This is a genomic window from Flavobacterium sp. EDS (genome assembly GCF_020991525.1).
GTDB lineage: Bacteria > Bacteroidota > Bacteroidia > Flavobacteriales > Flavobacteriaceae > Flavobacterium.
The window spans coordinates 165,653-187,999 of the sequence record NZ_JAJMOZ010000006.1 but is presented as its reverse complement, the minus strand read 5'-3'; the positions used below and the strand labels follow the sequence as shown (position 1 = coordinate 187,999).

Genomic DNA, 22,347 nt, shown 5'->3' with positions numbered 1-22,347 from the left:
AATTTTGAATACGTAAATATAAATACAATATCAATTGTATCGAAAAAGAATTTAAACTTTGTAACTTTGAGATCTGAAAATGTTAAACTTCAAACAAAACATAATGAGTCAAGAAATAAGAAATTTAGAACCAAAAGAACTTTGGAATAAGTTTGCCGATTTGAATGCAGTACCACGTCCATCTAAAAAAGAAGAGCGTGTTATTGAGTTCATGAAAAACTTCGGTACTAGTTTAGGATTAGAAACTTTTGAGGATGAAATTCGTAATGTAATTATCCGTAAACCAGCTACTCCAGGAATGGAAAATCGTAAAGCTATTGTTTTACAAGGGCATTTGGATATGGTACATCAAAAAAATGCCGATACGGTTTTTGATTTTGATACCCAGGGAATAGATATGTATGTTGATGGGGATTGGGTTCGTGCTCGCGGAACTACACTTGGTGCAGACAATGGACTTGGAGTTGCAACAATAATGGCAATTTTAGAAAGTAAAGACATTCCACATCCTGCAATAGAAGCGTTGTTTACAATCGACGAAGAAACAGGAATGACAGGAGCGTTAAATCTAAAAGGAGGAATTCTTCAAGGTCAGATTTTATTGAATTTAGATACTGAAGAAGATGATGAAATTGATATTGGTTGTGCAGGAGGAATTGATGTAACTGCTACAAGAACATATAATGAAGAAGATGTTCCAGAAGGTTCAGTTGGACATATTATTACTGTAAAAGGACTTAAAGGAGGTCACTCGGGGATGGATATTCATAAAGGGTTGGGTAATGCCAATAAAATTATGAACCGTTTGTTGTTTGATGCTTTTGAAAATTTCGGATTGCAAGTAGTTGAGATTAACGGAGGAAGTTTGCGTAATGCAATTCCGAGAGAAAGTGTAGCGAAAGTAATCATATCAGAGATGTTTGATGAAGCTTACATTTTTGACATGCAAGAAATTATCAATGATATTAAAACGGAGTTTAAAACGACTGAACCAAATCTTACGATAGAAATCGTTAAATGCGATTTGCCTGAAAAAGTAATGGATTTAGGAGTTCAAGAAGGTATCATTCGTGCAATTTATGCTGCTCATAATGGAGTTTACAGAATGAGTGCTGATATGGCAGACTTAGTTGAAACTTCGAACAATATTGCTCGTGTTATAGTAAAAGATGGTGAAATTAAGATTGGATGTCTAACGCGTTCTTCTGTTGAAACATCTAAATTTGATTTGGCTAACTCATTGCGTTCAGCATTTGAACTAGTAGGTTGTGAGGTAGAACTTTCAGGAAGTTATCCAGGTTGGACACCAAATGTGAACTCTGAAATATTAGATGTTCTAGTTGGTATCTACGAAAAACAAAATAATGAAAAGCCTAAAGTTGTGGCTTGCCATGCTGGTTTAGAATGTGGTATCTTGGGGACTAATTATCCAGATATGGATATGATTTCTTTTGGACCAACAATTCATGGAGCACATTCACCGGACGAAAGAGCAAGTATTTCATCTGCTCAAAAATATTGGAAATTTGTTTTAGAGATTCTTTCTAATATTCCAGTAAAGTAATAAAGTTGACAGTCGCAGTTTTCGGTAAGCAGTTTTAACTGAGTACTGAAAACTGTGACTGAATACTAAAAATTAGTCTCTTTTAGGACTGTTTTTCTTTTCTCTCTTTTCCTCTTTCTTTTCTTTTGCAGTTTTAAGAGGTTCTTTTTTTTGTGTTTTCTTAGCGTCTTGACTCTTTGCCATGATATTCTAGTTTAGTTAATTTCTTATTATATAAAAGTAAATATAGTAACTATTTTTAGAAGATTACTCTTAATCAGCTATTAAAGCATATCAATTCAAGTTTATTATTTAGAGGGCTGTCTGTATACTTCAATGGAGTCTTTTGCTAGTCGAATTTTGAGCCATGATTTTAATTTATGATTCATTTCTTTATCTAATTCTTTCTTGCTTTGATATAAAACAATAGGAATTATTTCGGTGTTTTGCGCATTTTTATAAGAGTAATTTCCAATAACTAATGATGATATGTAAGGAAAAAGCACTTTAGATTCGTTAGTAATTTGCTCATTGTTGAATTGATATTCAGCTAGTTGTTCGCGTAAGCTGTTAATTAAAATGTCTTTTTTATCGACTAGGTCTTTGCTAGAGTTCATCTTGTTGAGGATGTCTCGACTTATATTAAAAGTATCTTGTTGGATTAATAGTTGGGTGTTTGGTAGATTATAGTCAATTAGTTTTTTATTTAAATTGCTAATTTCTTCGTTGTTAAACTTTTTAGATAAAAATGCAAGTTCTATCTTTTTAGGATTACTGTTGTATTCTATCTTTTTGTATATTATTGGATAATCATGATCTGTGAACTCTTTTTTAATGAAAATTTCAGTCTTTAAACGATAGCTTTTTTCAACAAAAAGCTGATACGCAAAATAGATACTTGGTAAAATCATTAGCATGATAAGTATTGTGATACCGTATTTTACTTGTTTTTCATGTTTTGTATCTAATTGTTGAGTAACAGGGTATTTCAGGAATTTTACGATTATAAAAGTTGCAATACAAATAAACACACAGTTTATAGCGTATAGATACATGGCTCCTAAAAAATAACCGATGTTTCCTAAAGCTAAGCTATATCCAGCAGTACATAATGGAGGCATTAAAGCTGTTGCTATTGCAACACCAGGAATTGGATTTCCTTTTTCGACCCTTGTTACTGCAATAACGCCAACTAAACCGCCAAAAAAGGCAATTAATATATCATATATATTTGGAGAAGTTCTGGCTAAAAGCTCTGATTGTGCTTCTTTAAAAGGGCTTGCGTAGAAATATAAAGTAGAGATAGCTAAACTTACAAATGTAGCAATTAGAAGGTTTTTTATAGACTTCTTTACTAATTCAAAGTCATACATGCCTAGTCCGAAACCTGCTCCGACAATTGGTCCCATGAGAGGTGAAATTAACATAGCGCCAATTATTACTGCTGTTGAGTTAACATTTAAACCAACGGATGCAATTAGTATTGCGCAGGCTAATATCCATAAGTTAGAACCTCTAAAAGATATGGAACTAGTGATGTTCTCAATTACTTTTCTTTTGTTTTCTTCTCCTTTATGAAGATCTATAAAGTTTAGGACTTTGCTTATTTCTTTTTTCATTTACAAAGGAGTTTTCAGAACGTTAAATTACAAATTTTATATCAGAATGTTTCTATGGATGTGCGTTGTTGTGCCAAAAAAAAATCCTCAGCTACTTTTAGTAGTGAGGATCGATTTTTTATATTTTTAAAGGACTAATTACGTTTAAGGATTTTATATTGTTCATAACAACCGCTTATTGCATCCATTATTTGTAAATCGTTTGCGCCTTGTATAAATGAATCAGAATAGTTGCAACGTTTTAAAATCTCAGGAATTTCATCTTTGCTTACTCCAAGTAATACGGCTACGGTTTCTCTGTCAAATTTTGATTCTAATAGATTACGAACAGTATCGTCTTTTTTCATTTCCTTAAGCTTCTTTAATTCTTTAGGGTTTTTTCCGAAAAAATTATAAAGTACATCGGCTGGATTAAAGATAGATCCCAGTACTTTACCAAAAGCATTAGGGGAGTACTCTCCTGCTTCATATCCCTGAGTTAATCCTGATATGCTATAACGGTAGTTTTCTTTTGAAGGAATAAGTTTTGAGTCAACTTCTAGATATCCAGTTAAATTAAAAGGTCTTATTACAACTTCTTCAAGTGCAATTGCTTTTTCGGTAAGCTGAATTTTAGTGACTTTGTTTTTTATCCAGTCATTAGTAACGCGTATTCTTAAGGATTGAAATCCTAAAATAGAGAAGTGTAAGGTGTCATTTGGCTGAACATCAATTTCAAAATATCCTTTTGCATCAGATGTAGCACCTCTTACTTTGTTAAGATTGATGATGTTTACGCTAGATAAAGGGAGTTTTGTGTTGTCGTTAACAATGTAACCAGATACGCGTTGAGGATGCTCTGTGTCTTGAGAAAACGCTGCTGTGGATAGTACTAAAAATAAGAAGACTACAAAATATTTCATAAACTGATTTAAAACTCTAAAAGTAGTAATCAGGATTGAATATTTTGTAGTCTTCTGGTATAATTATCAGAAAATTAACAAAGAGAATTAATCTCTTCTTGGTCTTCTTGGTCTTGATGAATCGCCAAAGCTTTCAGAACGTCTAGGAGCTCTGTCTGAACCACCTTCATTTCTTGGAGCAGAGCTTCTGAAACCACCTTCTCTTGGAGCGGAGTTTCTGTCGCTTCTAAAGCCACCTTCTCTTGGAGCAGAGTTTCTGTCGCTTCTAAATCCTCCTCCAGAACCTTCTCTTCTTGGACCAGAACTTCTTCCGCCACCGAAACCACCACCAGAATTTCTTCCGTTATGGTCACGTCTTCCACCACCGTCATTTTTAGAAATTTCAACATTAATTCTACGTCCTTCTAATTGAACGTTGTTTAATACTTCCATTACTTTATCAGTGTGCTCAGGGTCAGTGTTAAAGAAAGAGAAACCTTCTTTTACATCTACTTTGAAAACGTCATCACGACCTAAGTCTAATGTTTCTTTCAAGTAATCTTTTAATGACATCCAATCAAAATTGTCTCTTGATCCGATGTTAACAAAGTATCTAGTTGCTCCACCATTATTGTTAGGTCTTGCAGTACCATCTCTGTCATCACGTCTGTCAGAACCAGAAGATTGATTAGAGATATCTCTGTTCTTTTTGTAATAAGCAATAAAACGGTTAAATTCAACAGAAACCATTTTCTTGATTAATTCTTCTTTTGTAAGTCCTTCTAAAACATTGTTAATAGCAGGAAGATAGTTGTCAATTTCGTGATCAACTTCAGTATCTTTAATCTTATTAGCTAAGTGCAATAATTGAATTTCGCAAATTTCGATTCCAGAAGGAATTGTTTTTTCTTCAAATTTTTGTTTGATGATTCTTTCAATTGAAGAAATTTTACGTAATTCACTTTTAGTAACAATTACGATAGAAGTTCCTAATTTTCCAGCTCTACCAGTACGTCCAGAACGGTGATTGTATGTTTCAATCTCGTCAGGTAATTGGTAGTTTACAACGTGAGTTACGTTATCAACATCAATTCCACGTGCAGCAACGTCAGTAGCAACAAGCATCTGAATTTGTCTTCCACGGAAAGATTTCATTACGCCATCACGTTGTGCTTGAGATAAATCTCCGTGCAACGCAGCTGCGCTATATCCATCTTCAATTAATTTTTCGGCAACGGCCTGAGTATCTCTCTTAGTACGACAGAAAACTACAGAGAAAATGTCTGGATTAGCATCAGCTAAACGTTTTAAAGCCTCGTAACGGTCACGTGCATTTACTAAGTAAAATTCGTGAGATACAGTCGAAGAACCTGAGTTTTTAGCTCCAACAGTAATTTCTAATGGGTCATGCATGAATTGTTTTGCAATTCTAGCAACTTCTTGTGGCATAGTTGCAGAGAACAACCATGTGCTTTTTTCGTCTGGAGATGTAGATAAGATATTTACGATATCTTCGTAGAATCCCATGTTCAACATTTCGTCAGCCTCATCAAGAACGCAATAGTTGATTTGAGAAATGTTTACCAATCCTCTGTTAATCATATCTTGCATTCTACCTGGAGTAGCCACAATAATTTGTGCTCCTCTTTTTATGTCTCTAGCTTGTTCTGTAATACTTGCACCACCGTAAACAGCTACTACGTTAATACCTTTTTCGTATTTAGAGTAGTTTTTAATTTCGTTAGTAATTTGCAAACAAAGCTCGCGGGTTGGAGATAAAATTAATGCTTGTGTATTTCTATTGTTGGCATCAATTTTCTGAATTAGCGGAAAACCAAAAGCTGCCGTTTTCCCTGTCCCTGTCTGAGCCAACGCAACCATATCTGTGTCTTTTTCCAATAATAGGGGAATCGCTTTCTCCTGTACTTCGGTCGGATTTTCAAATCCTAGATCTAAAATCGCCTTCAGTAACGATTCACTCAATCCTAATTGTTCAAATTTATTCATATGTATTTTTAAAATAGGGTGCAAAATTACTGTTAATTATTCAGATAAACTAATGCTATTTTAAGAATTGTGTATTTATTATGATTTGATTATCAAATAGTTATATTTACGCTTTGCAATTATGTAGTCATTTTTTTAGAAATTGAAGCAAAAAAACGTCTTGAAATTTAAAATTTGTACTATAAAATGTTGCATTTTAAACAATTATTAAATTATGTTCAGAAATTCGATAAGTTGTTGCGTTGCTTTTGCACGATGGCTAATTTTATTTTTGATGGTTAAAGGTAATTCTGCAAACGTTTCCTCATATCCTTCAGGCTGAAAAATTGGATCATAACCAAAGCCTTGATTTCCTTTTTTATTATGAGTAATTGTTCCGTTGGCAATCCCTGTAAATAAATGTTGCTTTCCGTTAAGATTCAATGCAATTACAGTTTTAAAATGAGCATTACGATTAGCTACATCATTTAATCCTTCTAAAACTTTATTCATATTATCATCAGAGTCACGTTGCTCTCCAGCATATCTAGCTGAATAAACTCCGGGTTCACCATTTAAAGCATTTATTTCAAGTCCGGTATCGTCAGCAAAACAATCGTAGCCATATTTTTCAGTTACATAATCGGCTTTAAGGATGGCATTTCCCTCAATAGTATCTGCAGTTTCTGGTATGTCTTCATGGCAGCCGATATCTTCAAGGCTTAGTATTTTTATGCTGCCATTGAGTATGCTCTGTATTTCGAGAATTTTATTTTTATTATTAGAAGCGAAAACTAGATTCATTATATAATAGGTGTATAATTAAAAAATATGTTTACACAAAGTTACAATGTTTTCAGTGAATTTTGACTTTGCAGTTTTTATGGAGTTATTGAATCTTAGTTAAAGTTCAAAACCAAGATAGTAAGGAATTTTAGTTTCACGCAAAATAATCCCAAACTTGTCATTTCGAGGAACGAGAAATCTCCGCAAGAAACTAACTCACAGTATTTTCCTTAAATTATCGAGCTACTCGTGAAGATTTCTCGTTCCTCGAAATGATAAAAATGCACACACCAACTTTAAACTTGAGCTTTAATCGAAGTTCCTTATACCCTTGGTTCAAAACTTTGACAAAGGTGCTCAAAGGCATTACCAACACAATATTTAATCAATCGATTGTAAGTATTGTGTATGAAATGGAATTAGATTATGTTTGAATGAATAATTCATTAACTTAACTAAAAAAGAAATGATTAAGAAAATAACTCAAGTTTTATTTACCGTTGCTATTGTATTGTTATTAGTAAGTTGTAAAAATACTAAGCAAAAACTTCAAGAGTATGTTGCTACTTATAATAGTACTGCAGCAACTTTTAAAGGTGAGCACGTAACACTTACTACTGCCAGAGGTTATATAAACGATAACAAAGTTGAACTGCGTTTTGAAACTAATTTATCAGAAAATGATTCTAATAAAGCAGCAGCTAGTATATCGTTTCCTAAATTATTGAAAGATATGATAAACAAAAATCAAATTCCTAAAGAGTTAATTAAAGAAGGAGTACAGTTTGACGTTTATTTCCTAGCTAATGATAATACAGTTCTTAATAAAGAGGTGTTGAATAATGAAACTTTAGGTATTTTATTGAAAGAATAATTTATTTAGACTTCTGGATTTAATTAAAAAGCCTCTTTGTAATTAGCAAAGAGGCTTTTTAGTATTTATCGTTTAGTAACGCTTGTCAAGTTATCTGGGAAATAGAGTTCAGATAGATTAGTAAATTCATCACCACGCATAAAAATATTGATATCAACATCAGCAAAACGGGTTTTACCTGATGCTGCTAATAATTCATTTGCTGAGTGCAAAGTGTTTTTATGAAAATGGTATACACGTTCTGATTTATCTGTAACAACCAAACCTTTCATTAGCATTTTGTTTTGAGTTGCAACTCCTGTTGGGCATTCGTTATTATGGCAACGTAGCGCCTGAATGCAACCTAATGAGAACATAAAGCCTCTAGCGCTATTACACATATCGGCACCAAGAGCTACGGCATGTAGTATAGAGTATCCAGAAATGATTTTACCACTACCAATTACTCTCATTTTATCTCTAATATTTAATGCAATCAATGTTTTATTCACAAAAATTAAAGCAGGCTCAAACGGCATACCAACTCCATCTGCAAATTCTAACGGAGCAGCACCAGTACCACCTTCGGCACCATCTATAGTAATGAAATCTGGAAAACAATCTTCAGCGATCATTTCATTACAAATTTCTTCAAATTCTTTAGTGTTCCCAATACAAAGTTTAAAGCCAATTGGTTTTCCTTCTGATAATTCACGCAAACGAGCTACAAAATGAACTAATCCTTTTGCATCAGAAAATGCACTATGGCTAGGAGGTGATAAGATTGTAGTATGAGGTTCAACACCTCTTATTTTAGCTATTTGCTCTGTATTTTTCGACGCAGGAAGTACTCCTCCATGTCCAGGTTTTGCTCCTTGTGATAGTTTAATTTCTATCATTTTCACATTTGGGAGTAATGCTTTTTCTTTGAATTTTTCTCCATCAAAATTTCCATTTGCGTCACGACAGCCAAAATATCCTGTACCAATTTGCCAAGTAACATCACCGCCTCCAGCAAGATGAAATTCTGTAAGACCTCCTTCACCGGTGTTTTGGTAGAACTTTCCTTTTTGAGCACCTATATTCAAAGCACGAACAGCATTTTCACTAAGAGAACCAAAACTCATTGCTGAAATATTTAGTAGCGAAGCTGAGTATGGTTGTTTACAATCTTTTCCGCCAACAAGGACACGAGGTAATTCTTCGTTTACTTTTGCTGGAAAAATAGAATGTTTGATTCCTTCATAGCTATCATGATTAAGATTTAATTGAGTTCCAAAAGGAGAGCTAGAATCTATGTTTTTGGCTCTTTGGTATACTAATGAGCGTTGATTTCTTGAGAATGGTTTACCATCAGTTGATCTTTCAATAAAATATTGTTGAATTTCAGGAGCAATCATTTCAAAAAGATATCTAAAATAACCAAGAACTGGAAAATTTCGAAGGATTGCATGTTTCTCCTGGTTAATATTATAAACTCCAACGATTAATAATATTGGAATAATAATAAGGAGTAAGAAACCACGTCCTGATTCAGAATAATAATAAATTGCGGCAACGACTAGAAACAATAAGATTCCGTAAATAAAGAATTTTTTTCTCATGTTTTTTAATGTTTAATTTGAAATGTGTAAAGTATGTAATTGTAAAATGGTTAGCTATATCTCAAGCGAACGTAATTGTGTTTGATTCCTTTTTTATCAGAATCTCTCTCATCGATTTCGAGAATATCAGTTAAAGACTTTAGCATTGGAGTTAATTTTGAAAAGCCATAATTTCGTGGGTCAAATTCAGGTTTCTTTTTTACCAAAAGATTACCTATATCTCCCAAGAAAGCCCATCCGTCATCGTCACCAATTGCTTCAATCGTGTCTTCGATAAGTTCGATGGTTTGTAAGTCGATTTTGTTTAATGGTTTTTCAGTTTGTTTTTCGCTTTGTTTTCCAGTTGGCTTTTCAACAGGTTTTTTAGAGTCAGAAGCAGTAGGTTTTGGATCTTTCTTTTTAATAGCACCATCCAATACTTCAATATATATAAAACGATCACAAGCTACAATAAAGGCACTAGGTGTTTTCTTTTCACCGATTCCAATTACTTTCATACCAGATTCTCGCAATCGAATAGCTAGCCTTGTAAAATCACTATCGCTGGAAACAATACAAAAACCATCTAATTTACCAGAATATAATAAATCCATGGCATCGATAATTAAAGCTGAATCTGAAGAATTTTTACCTACAGTATAACTATATTGTTGAATAGGAGTAATGGCATGTTCTAGTAAAACACTTTTCCAACCGCTTGCATTGGGTTTTGTCCAGTCGGCATAAATACGTTTGGTTGTTGGAGTACCAAATTTAGTAATTTCCTCCATCATACCTTTTACATTACTATACGGTACATTATCGGCATCGATAAGTACAGCAAGTTTCAATTCTCTGTTGCTGTTTAAAGACATTTTATAGGTTTTACAAAATTATAATCTACCAAAGGTAAAATTAAAATTTGTTTTAAAGGAAGTTGCTTTATAATATGTGTTTTAGGATAATTAAATTATTCTGGTTATAAATAAGCTTTTTTTAATTTAAAAATCTATTAAAGATAAATTTGTCTTTTAATAAGTTTTTAAATATATTTGTATAAAATATAATCAACTAACTCTATGTTTTCAAAAGCATGCGAATATGCGATCCGCGCCTCAATATTTATTGCAACTAAATCTTCTCAAGGAATTAGAGTTGGGATAAAAGATGTGGCAAAAGAAATTGATTCTCCAGAGCCATTTACGGCTAAAATAATGCAGATTTTAACCAAAAATGGCATTATTGATTCTGCGAAAGGAGTAGGTGGAGGGTTTGAAGTTTCAAATGTTGCGATTAAGTCTATTAAACTAATCCAGATTGTCGATGCAGTCGATGGGGATAGTATATATATGGGGTGTGGTATTGGATTAAAAGAATGTTCAGAATCACATCCTTGCCCAGTTCATAATGAGTTTAAGGTAATACGTGGGTTATTATTAGATATGCTCACAAATACCACTTTAGAAGAGCTTGCTTTGGGGGTTAAATCAGGAGAATTTTTCTTAAAACGATAAATAAAAACAATCAATATTAAAATAATTTAAATACTTAAAAATGAATAAAAAAGTCAAAATTTCGATTTTAATGCTAATGGGATGTTTAGCAATTACTTCTTGTGGTAAAAAAGAAGCAACTCCAACTACAGAATCAACTGAGATGAATGAAACAACAACTGACTCAGAAGCACAAACTGATGCAGTAAGTAATGTTTTGGTTATTGAAGGAAATGATCAAATGCAATTTAATACTAAAGAACTTAGAGCAGTAGCTGGAAAACCTATTACGCTAACATTAAAACACGTAGGTAAAATTCCTAAAGAAGCTATGGGGCACAACATAGTTATTTTACAAGAAGGTACAGATGAAGCCGCTTTTGCAGCTAAAGCAATTGAAGCTAAAGATACTGACTATATTCCGACTTCTGAAAAAGCTTCAATCGTTGCACATACTAAATTAATTGGTGGTGGAGAAGAAGATACTATTGAATTTACTGTAGATAAAAAAGGAACATACAATTTTTTATGCACTTTCCCAGGGCACGTTGCTATGATGAAAGGGGTTTTAATTGTTGAATAATTAAAGAACTCTAATCCTAATTTATAGGGTTAGAGTTTTTTATTAAACTAATAAAAGACAATTTTATCTTTTATGTAAAAAAAAATAAATATAATATATGAAAAGAGAAAAAAAATTATGGGTTGCATTTTCTTTAGTAATGAGTATATCCTTTGCGGTTTTAGGATATTATGGTTACGAAATTTATCAGCAAGCGCCACCAATTCCTAAACAAATAGTTTCAGATAGCGGAAAACTTATTTTTTCGGAAGATGAAATTAAAGATGGACAAAATGTTTGGCAAAGTATAGGAGGTCAGGAAGTTGGATCAATATGGGGACATGGTGCATACGTAGCTCCTGATTGGACAGCCGATTGGTTGCATCGAGAAGCAATGTTTATTCTAGATAAATATGCGAAAGAAGATTTCGGTAAGGAATTTAAAGACTTGGATAAAGAGAAACAAGCAGCGTTAAAGATACGCCTGCAAAAAGATGTGAGAACAAATCGTTATGATGAAAAGTCACAAACGCTTACGATATCCGAAAATAGGGTTGAAGCTATTAAATATTTAAGTAAATATTATGAAGGGCTTTTTACCAATGATTCTAAATTTGATAAGTTAAGAGAAGAATATGCCATTCCTAAAAACGCTGTAAAAGAAGAAGCTAGAATGCATAAAATGAATGCCTTTTTCTTTTGGGCTACTTGGGCAACAGTAACAGAGCGTCCTAATTCTGATATTTCTTATACACACAATTGGCCAGCGGATGAATTGGTTGGTAATGTTGCTACAAAAGAACTACTTGCTTGGTCAGGTGTTAGTATTATTTTATTGATTTTCAGTATTGGAATTCTAGTGTTTTATCATGCTAAATCGGGTGAAGAAGAAGAATTTCCTCTGCCAACAAAAGATCCAATAATTAATCAAGGAATGACTCCATCGATGTATTTGATTAAAAAATATTTCTGGGTAGTGAGTTTATTAATGATTATTCAAATGGCTTTAGGAATAGTTACAGCTCACTATGGTGTTGAAGGAAATGCGTTATACGGCATTCCGATAGATCAAATTTTACCTTATGCAGTTACAAGAACCTGGCATACGCAATTGGCTATTTTTTGGATAGCAACAGCTTGGTTAGCAACAGGATTATATATTGCTCCGGCAGTTTCGGGTAAAGATCCAAAATTTCAATGTTTTGGAGTGAATTTCTTGTTTATTGCTCTGCTAATTATTGTTTTAGGTTCAATGGTCGGACAATGGTTTGGAGTAATGCAAAAACTAAACTTGGTACAAAACTTTTGGTTTGGACATCAAGGTTATGAATATGTAGATCTAGGACGTTTCTGGCAGATATTCCTTTTAGTTGGATTGTTCTTATGGCTGGCATTAATGATACGACCATTGATCCCCGTTTTAAAGAAAAAAACAGAAGAAAAAAATCTAATCATTCTATTCTTAATCTCTTGTACTGCTATTGCCATGTTTTATGGGGCAGGATTAATGTGGGGAAGACAAACAAACCTTGCAATTGCTGAATATTGGAGATGGTGGGTTGTTCACCTATGGGTGGAAGGATTCTTTGAGGTATTTGCAACGGTTGTTATTGCATTTTTGTTTGTTCGATTGGGATTGTTAAAAACGAAAACCGCTACTTTAAATGTTTTGTTTGCAACTATAATCTTCATGGCTGGTGGTATTTTGGGAACGTTTCATCATTTGTATTTCTCAGGAACTCCCACAGCTATTATGGCATTAGGAGCATCATTTAGTGCACTAGAAGTAGTACCGCTTACATTAATTGGTTTTGAAGCATATCAAAATTATAAACTATCAAAATCTACGCAGTGGATTATAGATTATAAGTGGCCTATTTATTTTATGATAGCAGTAGCATTCTGGAATTTCCTTGGTGCTGGAGTTTTCGGATTCATAATTAATCCACCAATTGCGCTTTATTATGTACAAGGTTTAAATACAACACCTCTTCACGCACATACAGCATTATTTGGGGTTTACGGAATGTTAGGAATTGGGTTAATGCTTTTTGTTTTAAGAAGTTTATACAGAAATATTAGCTGGAATGAGAAACTGCTTAAGATTACTTTTTGGTCATTAAATATAGGCCTGTTTTTAATGGCAGTATTAAGTTTGTTACCAATAGGTATTTGGCAAGCAATCGAAAGCATAGATCACGGAATGTGGTACGCACGTTCATCAGAGTTAATGCAACAACCTACAATGATTACCTTAAAATGGATGCGAGCTATAGGTGATTCTATCTTTGGAATAGGAATTATAACTACAGCTTGGTTTGTCTTTGATTTGACATTAAAAAATAGAAAAAAATAATAAATTAAGAATTATGGAAAGTTTACAAAATAAAACAATTGGAGCGTTTGTAGCTGAGGATTATAGAACAGCAGCAGTATTTACAAAATATAAAATCGATTTTTGCTGTAAAGGAAATAGAACTATTAATGAGGTATGCGAAAAACAGGAAATTGATTCTAAAGAGCTGCTTAAAAAAATTCAAGACGCATTGTTGGCTGAGGATAGCAATAAAATAGATTTTAACTCTTGGCCATTGGATTTATTGGCAGAGTATATAGAAAAAACACACCACCGTTATGTAGAGGATAAATCAATTGTCATTATGCAATTTTTAAATAAACTATGTAGTGTTCACGGTGCGAATCATCCTGAGTTGTTTCAAATAAATGAGCTATTTACCGAATGCGCAGGCGAATTAGCACAACACATGAAAAAAGAAGAACTTATGTTATTTCCCTTTATAAAAAAAATGATAAAAGCTAAAGAAACAAATGGGGATTTGATGCAACCTCCTTTTGGAACGGTATCGAATCCAATTGCAATGATGATGCATGAACATGATACTGAAGGGGAACGCTTTCGCGAAATTGCCAGCTTGACAAATGATTATACTGCACCAAGTGACGGATGCACCACTTATAAAGTAACATTTGCAATGCTAAAAGAATTTGAAGAGAATTTACATACTCACATTCATTTAGAGAATAATATTTTGTTTCCTAAAGCAATGGTCCTAGAGAAAGAATTCTCTTAATAGTAAATGTATATTAATTAGAAAATGCACCGGTAAATTAATTAACATCGGTGCATTTTTATTACTATAAAATGTTAATAATAGTAATGATTTAAACTACTTTTAATTTAAATAAAAATGAAATTGTTATCTGGAATGGGTTCGTATAAAAGTTGGATTATATGTTGCTTCTTTAATTTTTTGATAGCCTCACTTATGGGGTTGTTAATGCGATATCTCTATCTGTTTCCATTAAACGTAAATTATAGCTTTTTACTGCATGCACATTCTCATGTAGCCATGTTAGGCTGGGCATATTTGATGATTTATGTCCTGATTGTTCGTTTTTATCTTCCAAAAGAAAAAAGGGAAAAACCAATTTATAACCAATTATTTTGGATTACTGAATTTGCAGTTATTGGTATGATGATTTCTTTTCCTATCCAGGGATATGCTTTGTTCTCGATTGTGTTTTCTACCATGCATATTTTATTGAGTTATGTTTTCTGTTGGCAGGTTTGGAAAGATAGTTTTGAGGATAAAACAAGTGACCATAAACTTTTACTCACAGCAGTTCTGTTTATGGTTTTTTCAACTTTTGGAGTTTGGTGCTTAGGACCTGCAGTAAGTATGTTAGGAAAGCAAAGTGCATTTTATCAAATTGCCATTCAGTTTTTTCTGCATTTTCAGTTTAACGGCTGGTTTTTATTTGCGGTTCTGGCTTTGTTCTTAAAGCAATTTGAAGATAAAATAGATAAAAAAGCATTTAAAATATTCTTCATTTTACTCATTGTAGCAACATTCTTAACTGTTGCATTTCCTGTGAGTTGGTATCTCGAAAACAATTTATTAAGTTGGATTAATACTGTTGGAGTTGTTCTGCAATTGGCTGCTTTTGTTTATTTCTATAAAATGCTAAAACCTCAAATAGTTTGGTTCAAAGTAAATTTAGACTCAACGACTAAAATGGTATATGGTTTAGCTTTATGTTCGTTATTCTTGAAAATCTGCATACAATTATTAGTTCTTATTCCTAATTTAGGGGAAGTATCACACCAAATCCGGAGCTTTATAATTGGTTTCATCCATTTAACAACTTTAGGTGTAATAACAGGTTTTTTGTTTGGAGTATTAATTCAGAATAAGTTGCTTTCGTATCAATCTTATTTGCTTCGCACAGGAATAAAATGTTTTATTTTGGGATATATAGCGACAGAAGTGTTACTATTTCTTCAAGGAGGATTTCTTTATTTTGGCAAAGGAGCACTTTTGGGGTATTATGGGTGGGTTTTTGGAACGAGCATTCTTATTGTTGTTGGATTAAGTTTGATTACAGTTTCAATTATTAAGACTAAAAATACTTACTTTCAATAATGCTTGTATTTTTTTATCACAGATTAAAAGGGCTCTAAAATTTTGCTTATATAGGAGTGCGGATAAAACTGATTTACAGTTTTGTGAAATTAAAGGTTAATTTATCTGCAAAAAAAACATATTGTAATTATAATCTTGTCACCCTGACGAAGGAAGGGTTTCATCAAGTAGCTCGACAAATATTATGGAGTTTCTCATAGAGATTTGCTTCGCCTGTTCGCTATCGCTCGAGTCTCGTTCCTCGAAATGACAAGATTGGAGAGTTTTTTCGCTGACTTCGCGGTTAATTCCTAGTATATTATAAAACAAAAAACAAGAGTCGATTAATTAAAATCTTCTCTTGTTTTTTACGAATTGAATTAACCTATTTAATTTTTTCGGCTTCCAGATTTATTCTGTCAATTGTTTTGTCATTGTTTACGCCTAAACCTTCTTGTTGGTAAACTAACTCTCCATCAGGATTAAAAACACTTATAATGTTAGAGTGTGAAAAATCTATAGGAGATATTTTTTTGTAATTAACAGCAAGAATAGCGGCAAATTCGCGGGTGTTTTCCTCCGTAGAGCGTAAGAAAATCCATGGGTCATTGTTCATTTTATTGGCGATAGCAAATGCTTTTAGTTTTTCGGGAGTATCATTTTCAGGGTCGATACTTACTAAGATGAGTTTTACATTTTTCTTAGTTTTTGTATTTAATCTAGATTCTATGTTTCTCATATCTGCAACAAGTCTAGGACAAGCCGCTTTGCAGGTCGTGTATATCATTACCATGACCAAAACATTTCCTCTCAAACTTTTTAATTCAATATCTTTTCCATCTTGATTTGTCCATTGAGAAGGTAAATTGTAAATGGATAAATCGCTAATTGGTTTGTCTTTTGAGGTGAATGCGCTGGTTTCCTTCTTAGAATCTTTACAGCTTTGTAATGTAAAGAGAAGGACAAAGATTGCGATTACTGTTTTTTTCATTTTTAAATGATTTAGAATTATAGTTTTGTTGTGCTAGCGCATCTAAAACCTAGGTTTCTTGTTGAATATTGTGCCTTAAGGCTTCCTCTAAAAGCATAACGCATAAAAGCTGCATAATCCATTAAGTCACTTGCATTTACTGAGGCTCCACCACAAAAAAGATTTTTGTCATTACTTTTATCTTTTCTAGATTCTCCAGACAAAAAAATGCTATTAAAGTCAGAGGTCCATTCCCATACTAACCCATGCATATCATAAACTCCCCAATAATTTTTGAATGTCTTTCCAATCGGATTTTCATATGTTTTTGTCTTCTCGTACCAAGACAATATGTATTTATTAAATTCAGCTTTGGTTCTGGCGTCAATCTTTTTCTCATCTGCCATAGCAACATATTCCCATTCATCCATAGTAGGTAATCGTTTGCCTTGGCATTCACAATATTTTTTGGCAGCAAACCAAGAAACGTTTGTTACGGGAGCTTTAGGATTCGAATTCCCAAAGTCAAAATCACTTTTCCAATACGATAGATAGCTTTTGTCTGCAAAAATCCCTTTTATTTTAGATTTACTATAGTTTGGATTCTTTTTGATAAAAGTCAAGAATTCACTATTCGTAACAGGATAAACATCTATGTAAAATGATTTTACTGCGACAGGTGTTTTTTCTGTAGCTCCATAAAGAGGGACAAAAGAGCCCTCTTTTATTGGAACCATTTTCAATTCTTGTGCGCCTAACATTCCCCAGTAAGCCAAGAAAAGAATAATAAATGTGTTTTTTTGCATAATATTGGCCGTTGTTATCTTAGAGATTTTACCATTTCGGGAGTAACATCTGTTTTGTTATTTCCCCAGCTGTTGTATATATAAGTCATAACATTTGCTATTTCATCATCAGTTAAGTTTTGACTTGGCATAACATTGTTATATTTTTTACCATTTACTGTTATTTCTCCACTTAAACCGTGCAAGATTGTTTTAATTGCTCGTTTTGAATCAGAATTTAGATAATCTGATTTTGCTAGAGGAGGGAAAGTGCTTGGGATTCCTTGTCCTTCAGATTGGTGACAAGCAAAACATGTTGTTCCAAAAATTTGTTTACCAATTTTTATTTTCTCAGCTACTGTTCTTTTTGGTGTTACTGTTTTAGTTGCTCCGTTATCTGGCATTTTTTGAATAGTTCCTCCTTCTGGCAAATAAATACCTTCTTGAATTGTTCCAGAATAAATGTTTTTATGTTCAGCACCTTCAACTTTTAATATTCCTAATGCTCCTTTATTGAATGCTCTAAAAATAGAGTGGTCAACCAAGATAAAGTCTCCTGGTGTTTCGACTTTAAAATCAATTATAGCAGCTCCTCCAGCTGGAATTAGCGTCGTTTGAACATTTTCATTAATCAGACTTCCGCCTTCTACATGCACTTTATCAAATATTTCACCGATGACATGGAAAGAAGATACTAGATTAGGACCACCGTTACCAACAAATAAACGAACCGTTTCACCAACTTTTGCAGTAAGTTCGCCACCATTAGTTAATGAACCAACTTTTCCGTTAAATACAACATAATCAGGAGTTTCTTTTACAGCTTTATTCATGTCAAAAGGCTGAAGTCCTTTGGCTCCATATTCACCTTGTGTGTAAAAATCTCCTTGCATAACGTAGTATTCTTTATCTACAGGAGGTAGTCCACCTTCAGGCTCCACAAGAATTAAACCGTACATTCCATTTGCAATGTGCATTCCAACAGGCGCAGTAGCACAATGATAAACGTATAGTCCAGGATTAATTACTTTGAAGTTAAAAGTCTTTTCGTGGCCAGGAGCTACTAATGATGAGGTTGCTCCACCACCTGGGCCTGTAACTGCATGTAAGTCGATGTTGTGTGGTAACTTATTATCTGGATGATTTTTTAGGTGAAATTCGACTTCGTCACCTACACGAGTTCTGATAAAACTCCCTGGAACAGAGCCACCAAATGTCCAATAAGTGTATTTTACACCATCAGTCATAGTACCTTCTTGCTCTTTAATTTCCATATTTATTTTTACTTTCATAGCAGCTCTATTACCAACTGGTTTAGGTACCATCGGTGGTGCTGTAAGTTCAGCTTCCATTTCTCCACTGGTTGTAATGTCAGTGTAATTAGTTGAGCTTTTATCTTTTTTGCATGATGCTAAAAGCATCATAGCAAAAATTGCACAAAAAAATACTTTTAATTTTAATGGCATTTTGTAATTTCTTTTCATAACAAATTTGGTTTTATTTTAGTTTAAAATCTTTATACAAAGATAAAAGACAGTTTTGTCTTTTATTATGATAAAAATCATGAAATACAGATTATTTATTTAAGAAATTTGTAATGTTTTAATTTTAATAGTTGTGCTTTTAAAAATGTTGTTTTAGGAGAGCTTCTTTTTTTAATATTGATATTCAGAATATTTTTCAATAAAAATAAATGGAAACTCTATTTTAGAATAATAATCATTATTTTTGCACGCTGTTTAAATTAAAATTATTACTTCAAAATATATTTATGGTAAAAGATTTATTCGAAAGAATTCAGAACAATAAGGGACCATTAGGAAAATGGGCTTCTCAAGCAGAAGGATATTACGTTTTTCCAAAGTTAGAAGGTGAGTTAGGTCCTAGAATGAAATTTCACGGAAAAGATATCCTAAACTGGAGTTTGAATGACTATTTAGGTTTAGCAAATCATCCAGAAGTACGTCAGGCAGATACAGATGCAGCAATTCAGTTTGGTGCGGCATACCCAATGGGAGCTCGTATGATGTCAGGACACACTAAATATCACGAACAATTAGAAAATGAATTGGCAGATTTCGTAATGAAAGAATCAGCTTATTTATTAAATTTTGGTTACCAAGGTATGGTGTCTATCATTGATGCTTTAGTGACTAAAAATGATATCATTGTATATGATGTAGATTCTCATGCTTGTATCATTGACGGTGTTCGTTTGCATATGGGTAAACGTTTCACATACAAACACAATGATTTAGAAAGTATGGAGAAAAACCTGCAACGTGCTACAAAAATGGCACAAGAAACAGGTGGAGGTATTTTGTTTATTACCGAAGGTGTGTTTGGAATGCGTGGTCAACAAGGAAAATTGAAAGAAATTGTTGCTATGAAGCAAAAATACAATTTCAGATTATTGGTAGATGATGCACACGGTTTTGGTACACTTGGTAAAACAGGAGCTGGAGCAGGTGAGGAGCAAGGTGTTCAAGATGATATTGATGTTTACTTCTCTACTTTTGCAAAATCTATGGCAAATATTGGAGCTTTTGTAGCTGCAGACAAATCTGTTATTGATTATTTAAAATACAATTTGCGTTCTCAAATGTTTGCAAAAGCATTGCCAATGATCCAAACACTTGGTTCGTTAAAACGTTTAGAGTTGTTGCGTAATTCATCTGAAATTAAAGATAAACTATGGGTTAATGTAAATGCATTACAAAGTGGTTTAAGAGAAAAAGGGTTTAATATTGGAGATACAAATACTTGTATTACACCAGTTTACTTAGAAGGAAGTATTCCAGAAGCAATGGTAATGGTGAATGATTTAAGAGAAAATTATGGTATTTTCCTTTCTATCGTAGTATATCCAGTAATTCCAAAAGGAATTATTTTGTTGAGAATGATACCAACAGCTTCACACACTTTGGCTGATATCGATGAAACACTTACAGCTTTTGAAGCTATTCGTGAGAAATTAATCAACGGAACTTATAAAGAAATAGCTAGTAGAACTACAGTTGATGTAGATGCATAGTTAAAAACAATATTCATTTTGTAGATACATGTGAATTATATAAAGAAATCCATTCGTTATGCGAATGGATTTTTTTTGTTTAATTTTTTAATGTAGTATATTTAACATTCAAACTTTTAAACAGAATGATTATGAAAAAAATAATAGCAATAATAAGCATTTTTACACTAGTATTAGTTTCTTGTAAAAAGAATGAATCAGAAGAAATTGTTCCTAATACAGTTGAATCAGGAGAGGTTAAAGAATCTGTTGGTAAACAATGTTTCGAATTAGTGGTTAACAATGATACAATTGCAATGACCTTAAATACAAATTCTCATAATGAAGTGAATGGAGAATTAGTATATAAAATTTATGAAAAAGATAAAAACGTAGGAACCATAATCGGAAACATAAAGGGAGATACACTTATCGCTGATTATAATTTCAAATCTGAAGGAGTTTCTTCTGTAAGAGAAGTTGCCTTCCTAAAAAAAGCAGGAACTTTTATCGAAGGATATGGAGATCTTATAGAAACAAATGGTAAAATGATCTTTAAAGATAAAAAGCTTTTAAAATTTGATTCAAAAATGACCTTATCAAAAGTAGATTGTAAATAGCCCTGAAACACTGATAAAAAAAATCCATTCGCATAACGAATGGATTTTTTTTTATAAATCTTTACGAAAAGTAGCTCTTCGCTTGTGTATTACAGGATCAAAATGTTTCCATAAATTGTGTATGGCTACATTATCTGATAATTCGGGAGTTCTATAGCAATTAATGATGCCCTTTTCTTTAAAAGTATGGTAATACTCATTGAATATAATTGCAGTTACGGCTTTGTTTTGATATTCAGGGTGAACGCCAATTAGATAGAAAATCATATCCTTACTATGTTTTTTAGCTTTAAGTAAATGAAGGAATCCAAACGGGAATAATTTCCCTTTTGTTTTCTGTAAAGCTTCTGAAAAGGAAGGCATTACAATACTGAAAGCAATAATGTTGTGGTCTTTGTCTTCTACAAATTTTATAAATTCAGGATTGATAAAACTGATGTATTTTTTCTTGAAGTATTCTTTTTGTATATCTGATATTGCTACAAAAGAAGATAAAGAAGCGTAAGATTCATTGAACAAATCAAACATTTTATCTACATGTGGCATGACCTCTTTGGTAGTTTTAAAATTAAGAGGTTTTAATTGGTATCTTCTCTTAACCAATTCATTTGCTTTTTCGAAAAATTCAGGTTTTACATTAGCAAAGGGGAATTTACTCTCATCATATTGTTTTTCTACTACATAGCCCAATTGTTGAAAATGAGTTGCGTAATAAGGATGATTGTACCAAGTAATCATAGTTCCCATTTCATCAAACCCTTCAGTTAAAACACCAACTTTATCGAGATTAGAGAATCCCATTGGACCTTCAATATATTCAAGTTTGTTTTTTCTGCCTAATTCATATACTTTTTCAAGTAAAGCCTTGGTTACTTCGATATCATCAATAACATCAAACCAGCCAAAACGGACTTTCTTTTTTTGTTGGCCATTTACTTCATCCCAGTTGATTATGGCAGCAAGACGACCTACGATTTTATTGTTTCTTAAAGCTACATAAAAAGTAGCCTCAGCATTTTCGAAAGCAGGGTTTTTGGTTTTATCAAAAGTTTCTAATTCATCAGCAATAATTGGCGGAACCCAATATTTATTGTCTTTATATAATGAAAAAGGAAATTTTATAAACTCGGTTAACTCTTTCTTTGTCTTAGCTTCTTGTATTGTAATCATTAAGATTGTATTATATATTTTTTAAAAATCTCTTTTTTGAGAGATTGTCTAATTTGTAA

At 32.7% G+C, this 22,347-nt stretch carries 19 protein-coding genes; 9 read left to right on the top strand and 10 right to left on the bottom strand.

The genetic code is table 11. The features are described from left to right. Positions 1–103 precede the first annotated feature (103 nt). The gene (locus LPB87_RS11035) at positions 104–1,564 is read left to right on the top strand and encodes an aminoacyl-histidine dipeptidase (RefSeq protein ID WP_129537746.1); all 1,461 of its coding nucleotides are present in this window, start codon (positions 104–106) and stop codon (positions 1,562–1,564) included. Between the two features lie 287 nt (positions 1,565–1,851). Here LPB87_RS11035 and LPB87_RS11030 read toward each other — a convergent pair whose 3' ends face one another. The 4 genes from LPB87_RS11030 to LPB87_RS11015 all read right to left on the bottom strand — a co-directional run bounded on the left by LPB87_RS11030 (position 1,852) and on the right by LPB87_RS11015 (position 6,833). Next, on the bottom strand, positions 1,852–3,162 hold the full coding sequence (locus LPB87_RS11030; RefSeq protein ID WP_230727921.1) for a DUF389 domain-containing protein: 1,311 nt from the start codon (positions 3,160–3,162) through the stop codon (positions 1,852–1,854). Between the two features lie 134 nt (positions 3,163–3,296). Further along, on the bottom strand, positions 3,297–4,064 hold the full coding sequence (locus LPB87_RS11025) for a carboxypeptidase-like regulatory domain-containing protein (protein ID WP_230727920.1): 768 nt from the start codon (positions 4,062–4,064) through the stop codon (positions 3,297–3,299). 87 nt (positions 4,065–4,151) lie between these two features. Next, positions 4,152–6,050, bottom strand: coding sequence for a DEAD/DEAH box helicase (locus LPB87_RS11020; protein ID WP_230727919.1), 1,899 nt, complete (start codon positions 6,048–6,050; stop codon positions 4,152–4,154). Between the two features lie 207 nt (positions 6,051–6,257). After that, entirely contained in the window at positions 6,258–6,833 is a 576-nt protein-coding gene (locus LPB87_RS11015) for a non-canonical purine NTP diphosphatase (protein ID WP_230727918.1), read from the bottom strand. A gap of 448 nt (positions 6,834–7,281) precedes the next feature. Between LPB87_RS11015 and LPB87_RS11010 the strand changes: the two genes are divergently transcribed. Next, positions 7,282–7,689, top strand: coding sequence for a hypothetical protein (locus LPB87_RS11010; RefSeq protein ID WP_230727917.1), 408 nt, complete (start codon positions 7,282–7,284; stop codon positions 7,687–7,689). 65 nt (positions 7,690–7,754) lie between these two features. On the opposite strand, the gene LPB87_RS11005 is transcribed toward LPB87_RS11010, so the two are convergent. Together LPB87_RS11005 and LPB87_RS11000 are read right to left on the bottom strand one after the other, a co-directional pair. Beyond that, positions 7,755–9,272 (bottom strand): FMN-binding glutamate synthase family protein, encoded by a 1,518-nt coding sequence (locus LPB87_RS11005; RefSeq protein WP_230727916.1) that lies wholly within the window; start codon positions 9,270–9,272, stop codon positions 7,755–7,757. A gap of 50 nt (positions 9,273–9,322) precedes the next feature. Beyond that, positions 9,323–10,126, bottom strand: a complete 804-nt coding sequence (locus tag LPB87_RS11000) for an NYN domain-containing protein (RefSeq protein ID WP_230727915.1) — start codon at positions 10,124–10,126, stop codon at positions 9,323–9,325. A gap of 204 nt (positions 10,127–10,330) precedes the next feature. Here LPB87_RS11000 and LPB87_RS10995 point away from each other — a divergent pair, with 204 nt between their 5' ends. The 5 genes from LPB87_RS10995 to LPB87_RS10975 all read left to right on the top strand — a co-directional run bounded on the left by LPB87_RS10995 (position 10,331) and on the right by LPB87_RS10975 (position 15,751). Next, complete coding sequence (locus LPB87_RS10995; RefSeq protein WP_129537754.1) at positions 10,331–10,765, top strand: Rrf2 family transcriptional regulator; 435 nt, start codon at positions 10,331–10,333, stop codon at positions 10,763–10,765. A gap of 40 nt (positions 10,766–10,805) precedes the next feature. Further along, positions 10,806–11,327 carry an azurin gene (azu, locus tag LPB87_RS10990; RefSeq protein ID WP_129537755.1) on the top strand — a complete coding sequence of 174 codons (522 nt, stop codon included), beginning with the start codon at positions 10,806–10,808 and terminating at the stop codon, positions 11,325–11,327. 97 nt (positions 11,328–11,424) lie between these two features. Next, positions 11,425–13,662, top strand: coding sequence for a nitric-oxide reductase large subunit (locus tag LPB87_RS10985; RefSeq protein ID WP_129537756.1), 2,238 nt, complete (start codon positions 11,425–11,427; stop codon positions 13,660–13,662). 13 nt (positions 13,663–13,675) lie between these two features. Further along, positions 13,676–14,398, top strand: coding sequence for an iron-sulfur cluster repair di-iron protein (gene ric, locus LPB87_RS10980; RefSeq protein WP_129537757.1), 723 nt, complete (start codon positions 13,676–13,678; stop codon positions 14,396–14,398). A gap of 117 nt (positions 14,399–14,515) precedes the next feature. After that, the gene (locus LPB87_RS10975) at positions 14,516–15,751 is read left to right on the top strand and encodes a hypothetical protein (protein WP_230727914.1); all 1,236 of its coding nucleotides are present in this window, start codon (positions 14,516–14,518) and stop codon (positions 15,749–15,751) included. A gap of 364 nt (positions 15,752–16,115) precedes the next feature. Here the strand turns inward: LPB87_RS10975 and LPB87_RS10970 are convergent, their stop codons facing one another. Genes LPB87_RS10970 through nirK form a run of 3 tightly spaced genes read right to left on the bottom strand, consistent with a single transcriptional unit; the run spans position 16,116 to position 18,969 of the window. Further along, the gene (locus LPB87_RS10970) at positions 16,116–16,721 is read right to left on the bottom strand and encodes an SCO family protein (protein WP_129537758.1); all 606 of its coding nucleotides are present in this window, start codon (positions 16,719–16,721) and stop codon (positions 16,116–16,118) included. Between the two features lie 17 nt (positions 16,722–16,738). Beyond that, on the bottom strand, positions 16,739–17,461 hold the full coding sequence (locus tag LPB87_RS10965) for a formylglycine-generating enzyme family protein (protein WP_230727958.1): 723 nt from the start codon (positions 17,459–17,461) through the stop codon (positions 16,739–16,741). Between the two features lie 59 nt (positions 17,462–17,520). Then, positions 17,521–18,969 carry a copper-containing nitrite reductase gene (gene nirK, locus LPB87_RS10960; protein ID WP_129537760.1) on the bottom strand — a complete coding sequence of 483 codons (1,449 nt, stop codon included), beginning with the start codon at positions 18,967–18,969 and terminating at the stop codon, positions 17,521–17,523. Positions 18,970–19,256: 287 nt separating this feature from the next. Between nirK and LPB87_RS10955 the strand changes: the two genes are divergently transcribed. Both LPB87_RS10955 and LPB87_RS10950 read left to right on the top strand, forming a co-directional pair. After that, on the top strand, positions 19,257–20,519 hold the full coding sequence (locus tag LPB87_RS10955) for an aminotransferase class I/II-fold pyridoxal phosphate-dependent enzyme (protein ID WP_129537761.1): 1,263 nt from the start codon (positions 19,257–19,259) through the stop codon (positions 20,517–20,519). 131 nt (positions 20,520–20,650) lie between these two features. Beyond that, the gene (locus LPB87_RS10950; RefSeq protein WP_230727913.1) at positions 20,651–21,118 is read left to right on the top strand and encodes a hypothetical protein; all 468 of its coding nucleotides are present in this window, start codon (positions 20,651–20,653) and stop codon (positions 21,116–21,118) included. A 51-nt stretch (positions 21,119–21,169) separates the two neighbouring features. On the opposite strand, the gene LPB87_RS10945 is transcribed toward LPB87_RS10950, so the two are convergent. Continuing rightward, the gene (locus LPB87_RS10945) at positions 21,170–22,288 is read right to left on the bottom strand and encodes a GTP cyclohydrolase (RefSeq protein WP_230727912.1); all 1,119 of its coding nucleotides are present in this window, start codon (positions 22,286–22,288) and stop codon (positions 21,170–21,172) included. Positions 22,289–22,347: the final 59 nt, after the last annotated feature.

Bases quoted from the DNA above. Each gene is read 5' to 3' on its own strand.
- LPB87_RS11035 (WP_129537746.1), top strand. From the start codon at position 104: ATGAGTCAAGAAATAAGAAATTTAGAACCAAAAGAACTTTGGAATAAG.
- LPB87_RS11030 (WP_230727921.1), bottom strand. From the start codon at position 3,162: ATGAAAAAAGAAATAAGCAAAGTCCTAAACTTTATAGATCTTCATAAA.
- LPB87_RS11025 (WP_230727920.1), bottom strand. From the start codon at position 4,064: ATGAAATATTTTGTAGTCTTCTTATTTTTAGTACTATCCACAGCAGCG.
- LPB87_RS11020 (WP_230727919.1), bottom strand. From the start codon at position 6,050: ATGAATAAATTTGAACAATTAGGATTGAGTGAATCGTTACTGAAGGCG.
- LPB87_RS11015 (WP_230727918.1), bottom strand. From the start codon at position 6,833: ATGAATCTAGTTTTCGCTTCTAATAATAAAAATAAAATTCTCGAAATA.
- LPB87_RS11010 (WP_230727917.1), top strand. From the start codon at position 7,282: ATGATTAAGAAAATAACTCAAGTTTTATTTACCGTTGCTATTGTATTG.
- LPB87_RS11005 (WP_230727916.1), bottom strand. From the start codon at position 9,272: ATGAGAAAAAAATTCTTTATTTACGGAATCTTATTGTTTCTAGTCGTT.
- LPB87_RS11000 (WP_230727915.1), bottom strand. From the start codon at position 10,126: ATGTCTTTAAACAGCAACAGAGAATTGAAACTTGCTGTACTTATCGAT.
- LPB87_RS10995 (WP_129537754.1), top strand. From the start codon at position 10,331: ATGTTTTCAAAAGCATGCGAATATGCGATCCGCGCCTCAATATTTATT.
- azu (WP_129537755.1), top strand. From the start codon at position 10,806: ATGAATAAAAAAGTCAAAATTTCGATTTTAATGCTAATGGGATGTTTA.
- LPB87_RS10985 (WP_129537756.1), top strand. From the start codon at position 11,425: ATGAAAAGAGAAAAAAAATTATGGGTTGCATTTTCTTTAGTAATGAGT.
- ric (WP_129537757.1), top strand. From the start codon at position 13,676: ATGGAAAGTTTACAAAATAAAACAATTGGAGCGTTTGTAGCTGAGGAT.
- LPB87_RS10975 (WP_230727914.1), top strand. From the start codon at position 14,516: ATGAAATTGTTATCTGGAATGGGTTCGTATAAAAGTTGGATTATATGT.
- LPB87_RS10970 (WP_129537758.1), bottom strand. From the start codon at position 16,721: ATGAAAAAAACAGTAATCGCAATCTTTGTCCTTCTCTTTACATTACAA.
- LPB87_RS10965 (WP_230727958.1), bottom strand. From the start codon at position 17,461: ATGTTAGGCGCACAAGAATTGAAAATGGTTCCAATAAAAGAGGGCTCT.
- nirK (WP_129537760.1), bottom strand. From the start codon at position 18,969: ATGAAAAGAAATTACAAAATGCCATTAAAATTAAAAGTATTTTTTTGT.
- LPB87_RS10955 (WP_129537761.1), top strand. From the start codon at position 19,257: ATGGTAAAAGATTTATTCGAAAGAATTCAGAACAATAAGGGACCATTA.
- LPB87_RS10950 (WP_230727913.1), top strand. From the start codon at position 20,651: ATGAAAAAAATAATAGCAATAATAAGCATTTTTACACTAGTATTAGTT.
- LPB87_RS10945 (WP_230727912.1), bottom strand. From the start codon at position 22,288: ATGATTACAATACAAGAAGCTAAGACAAAGAAAGAGTTAACCGAGTTT.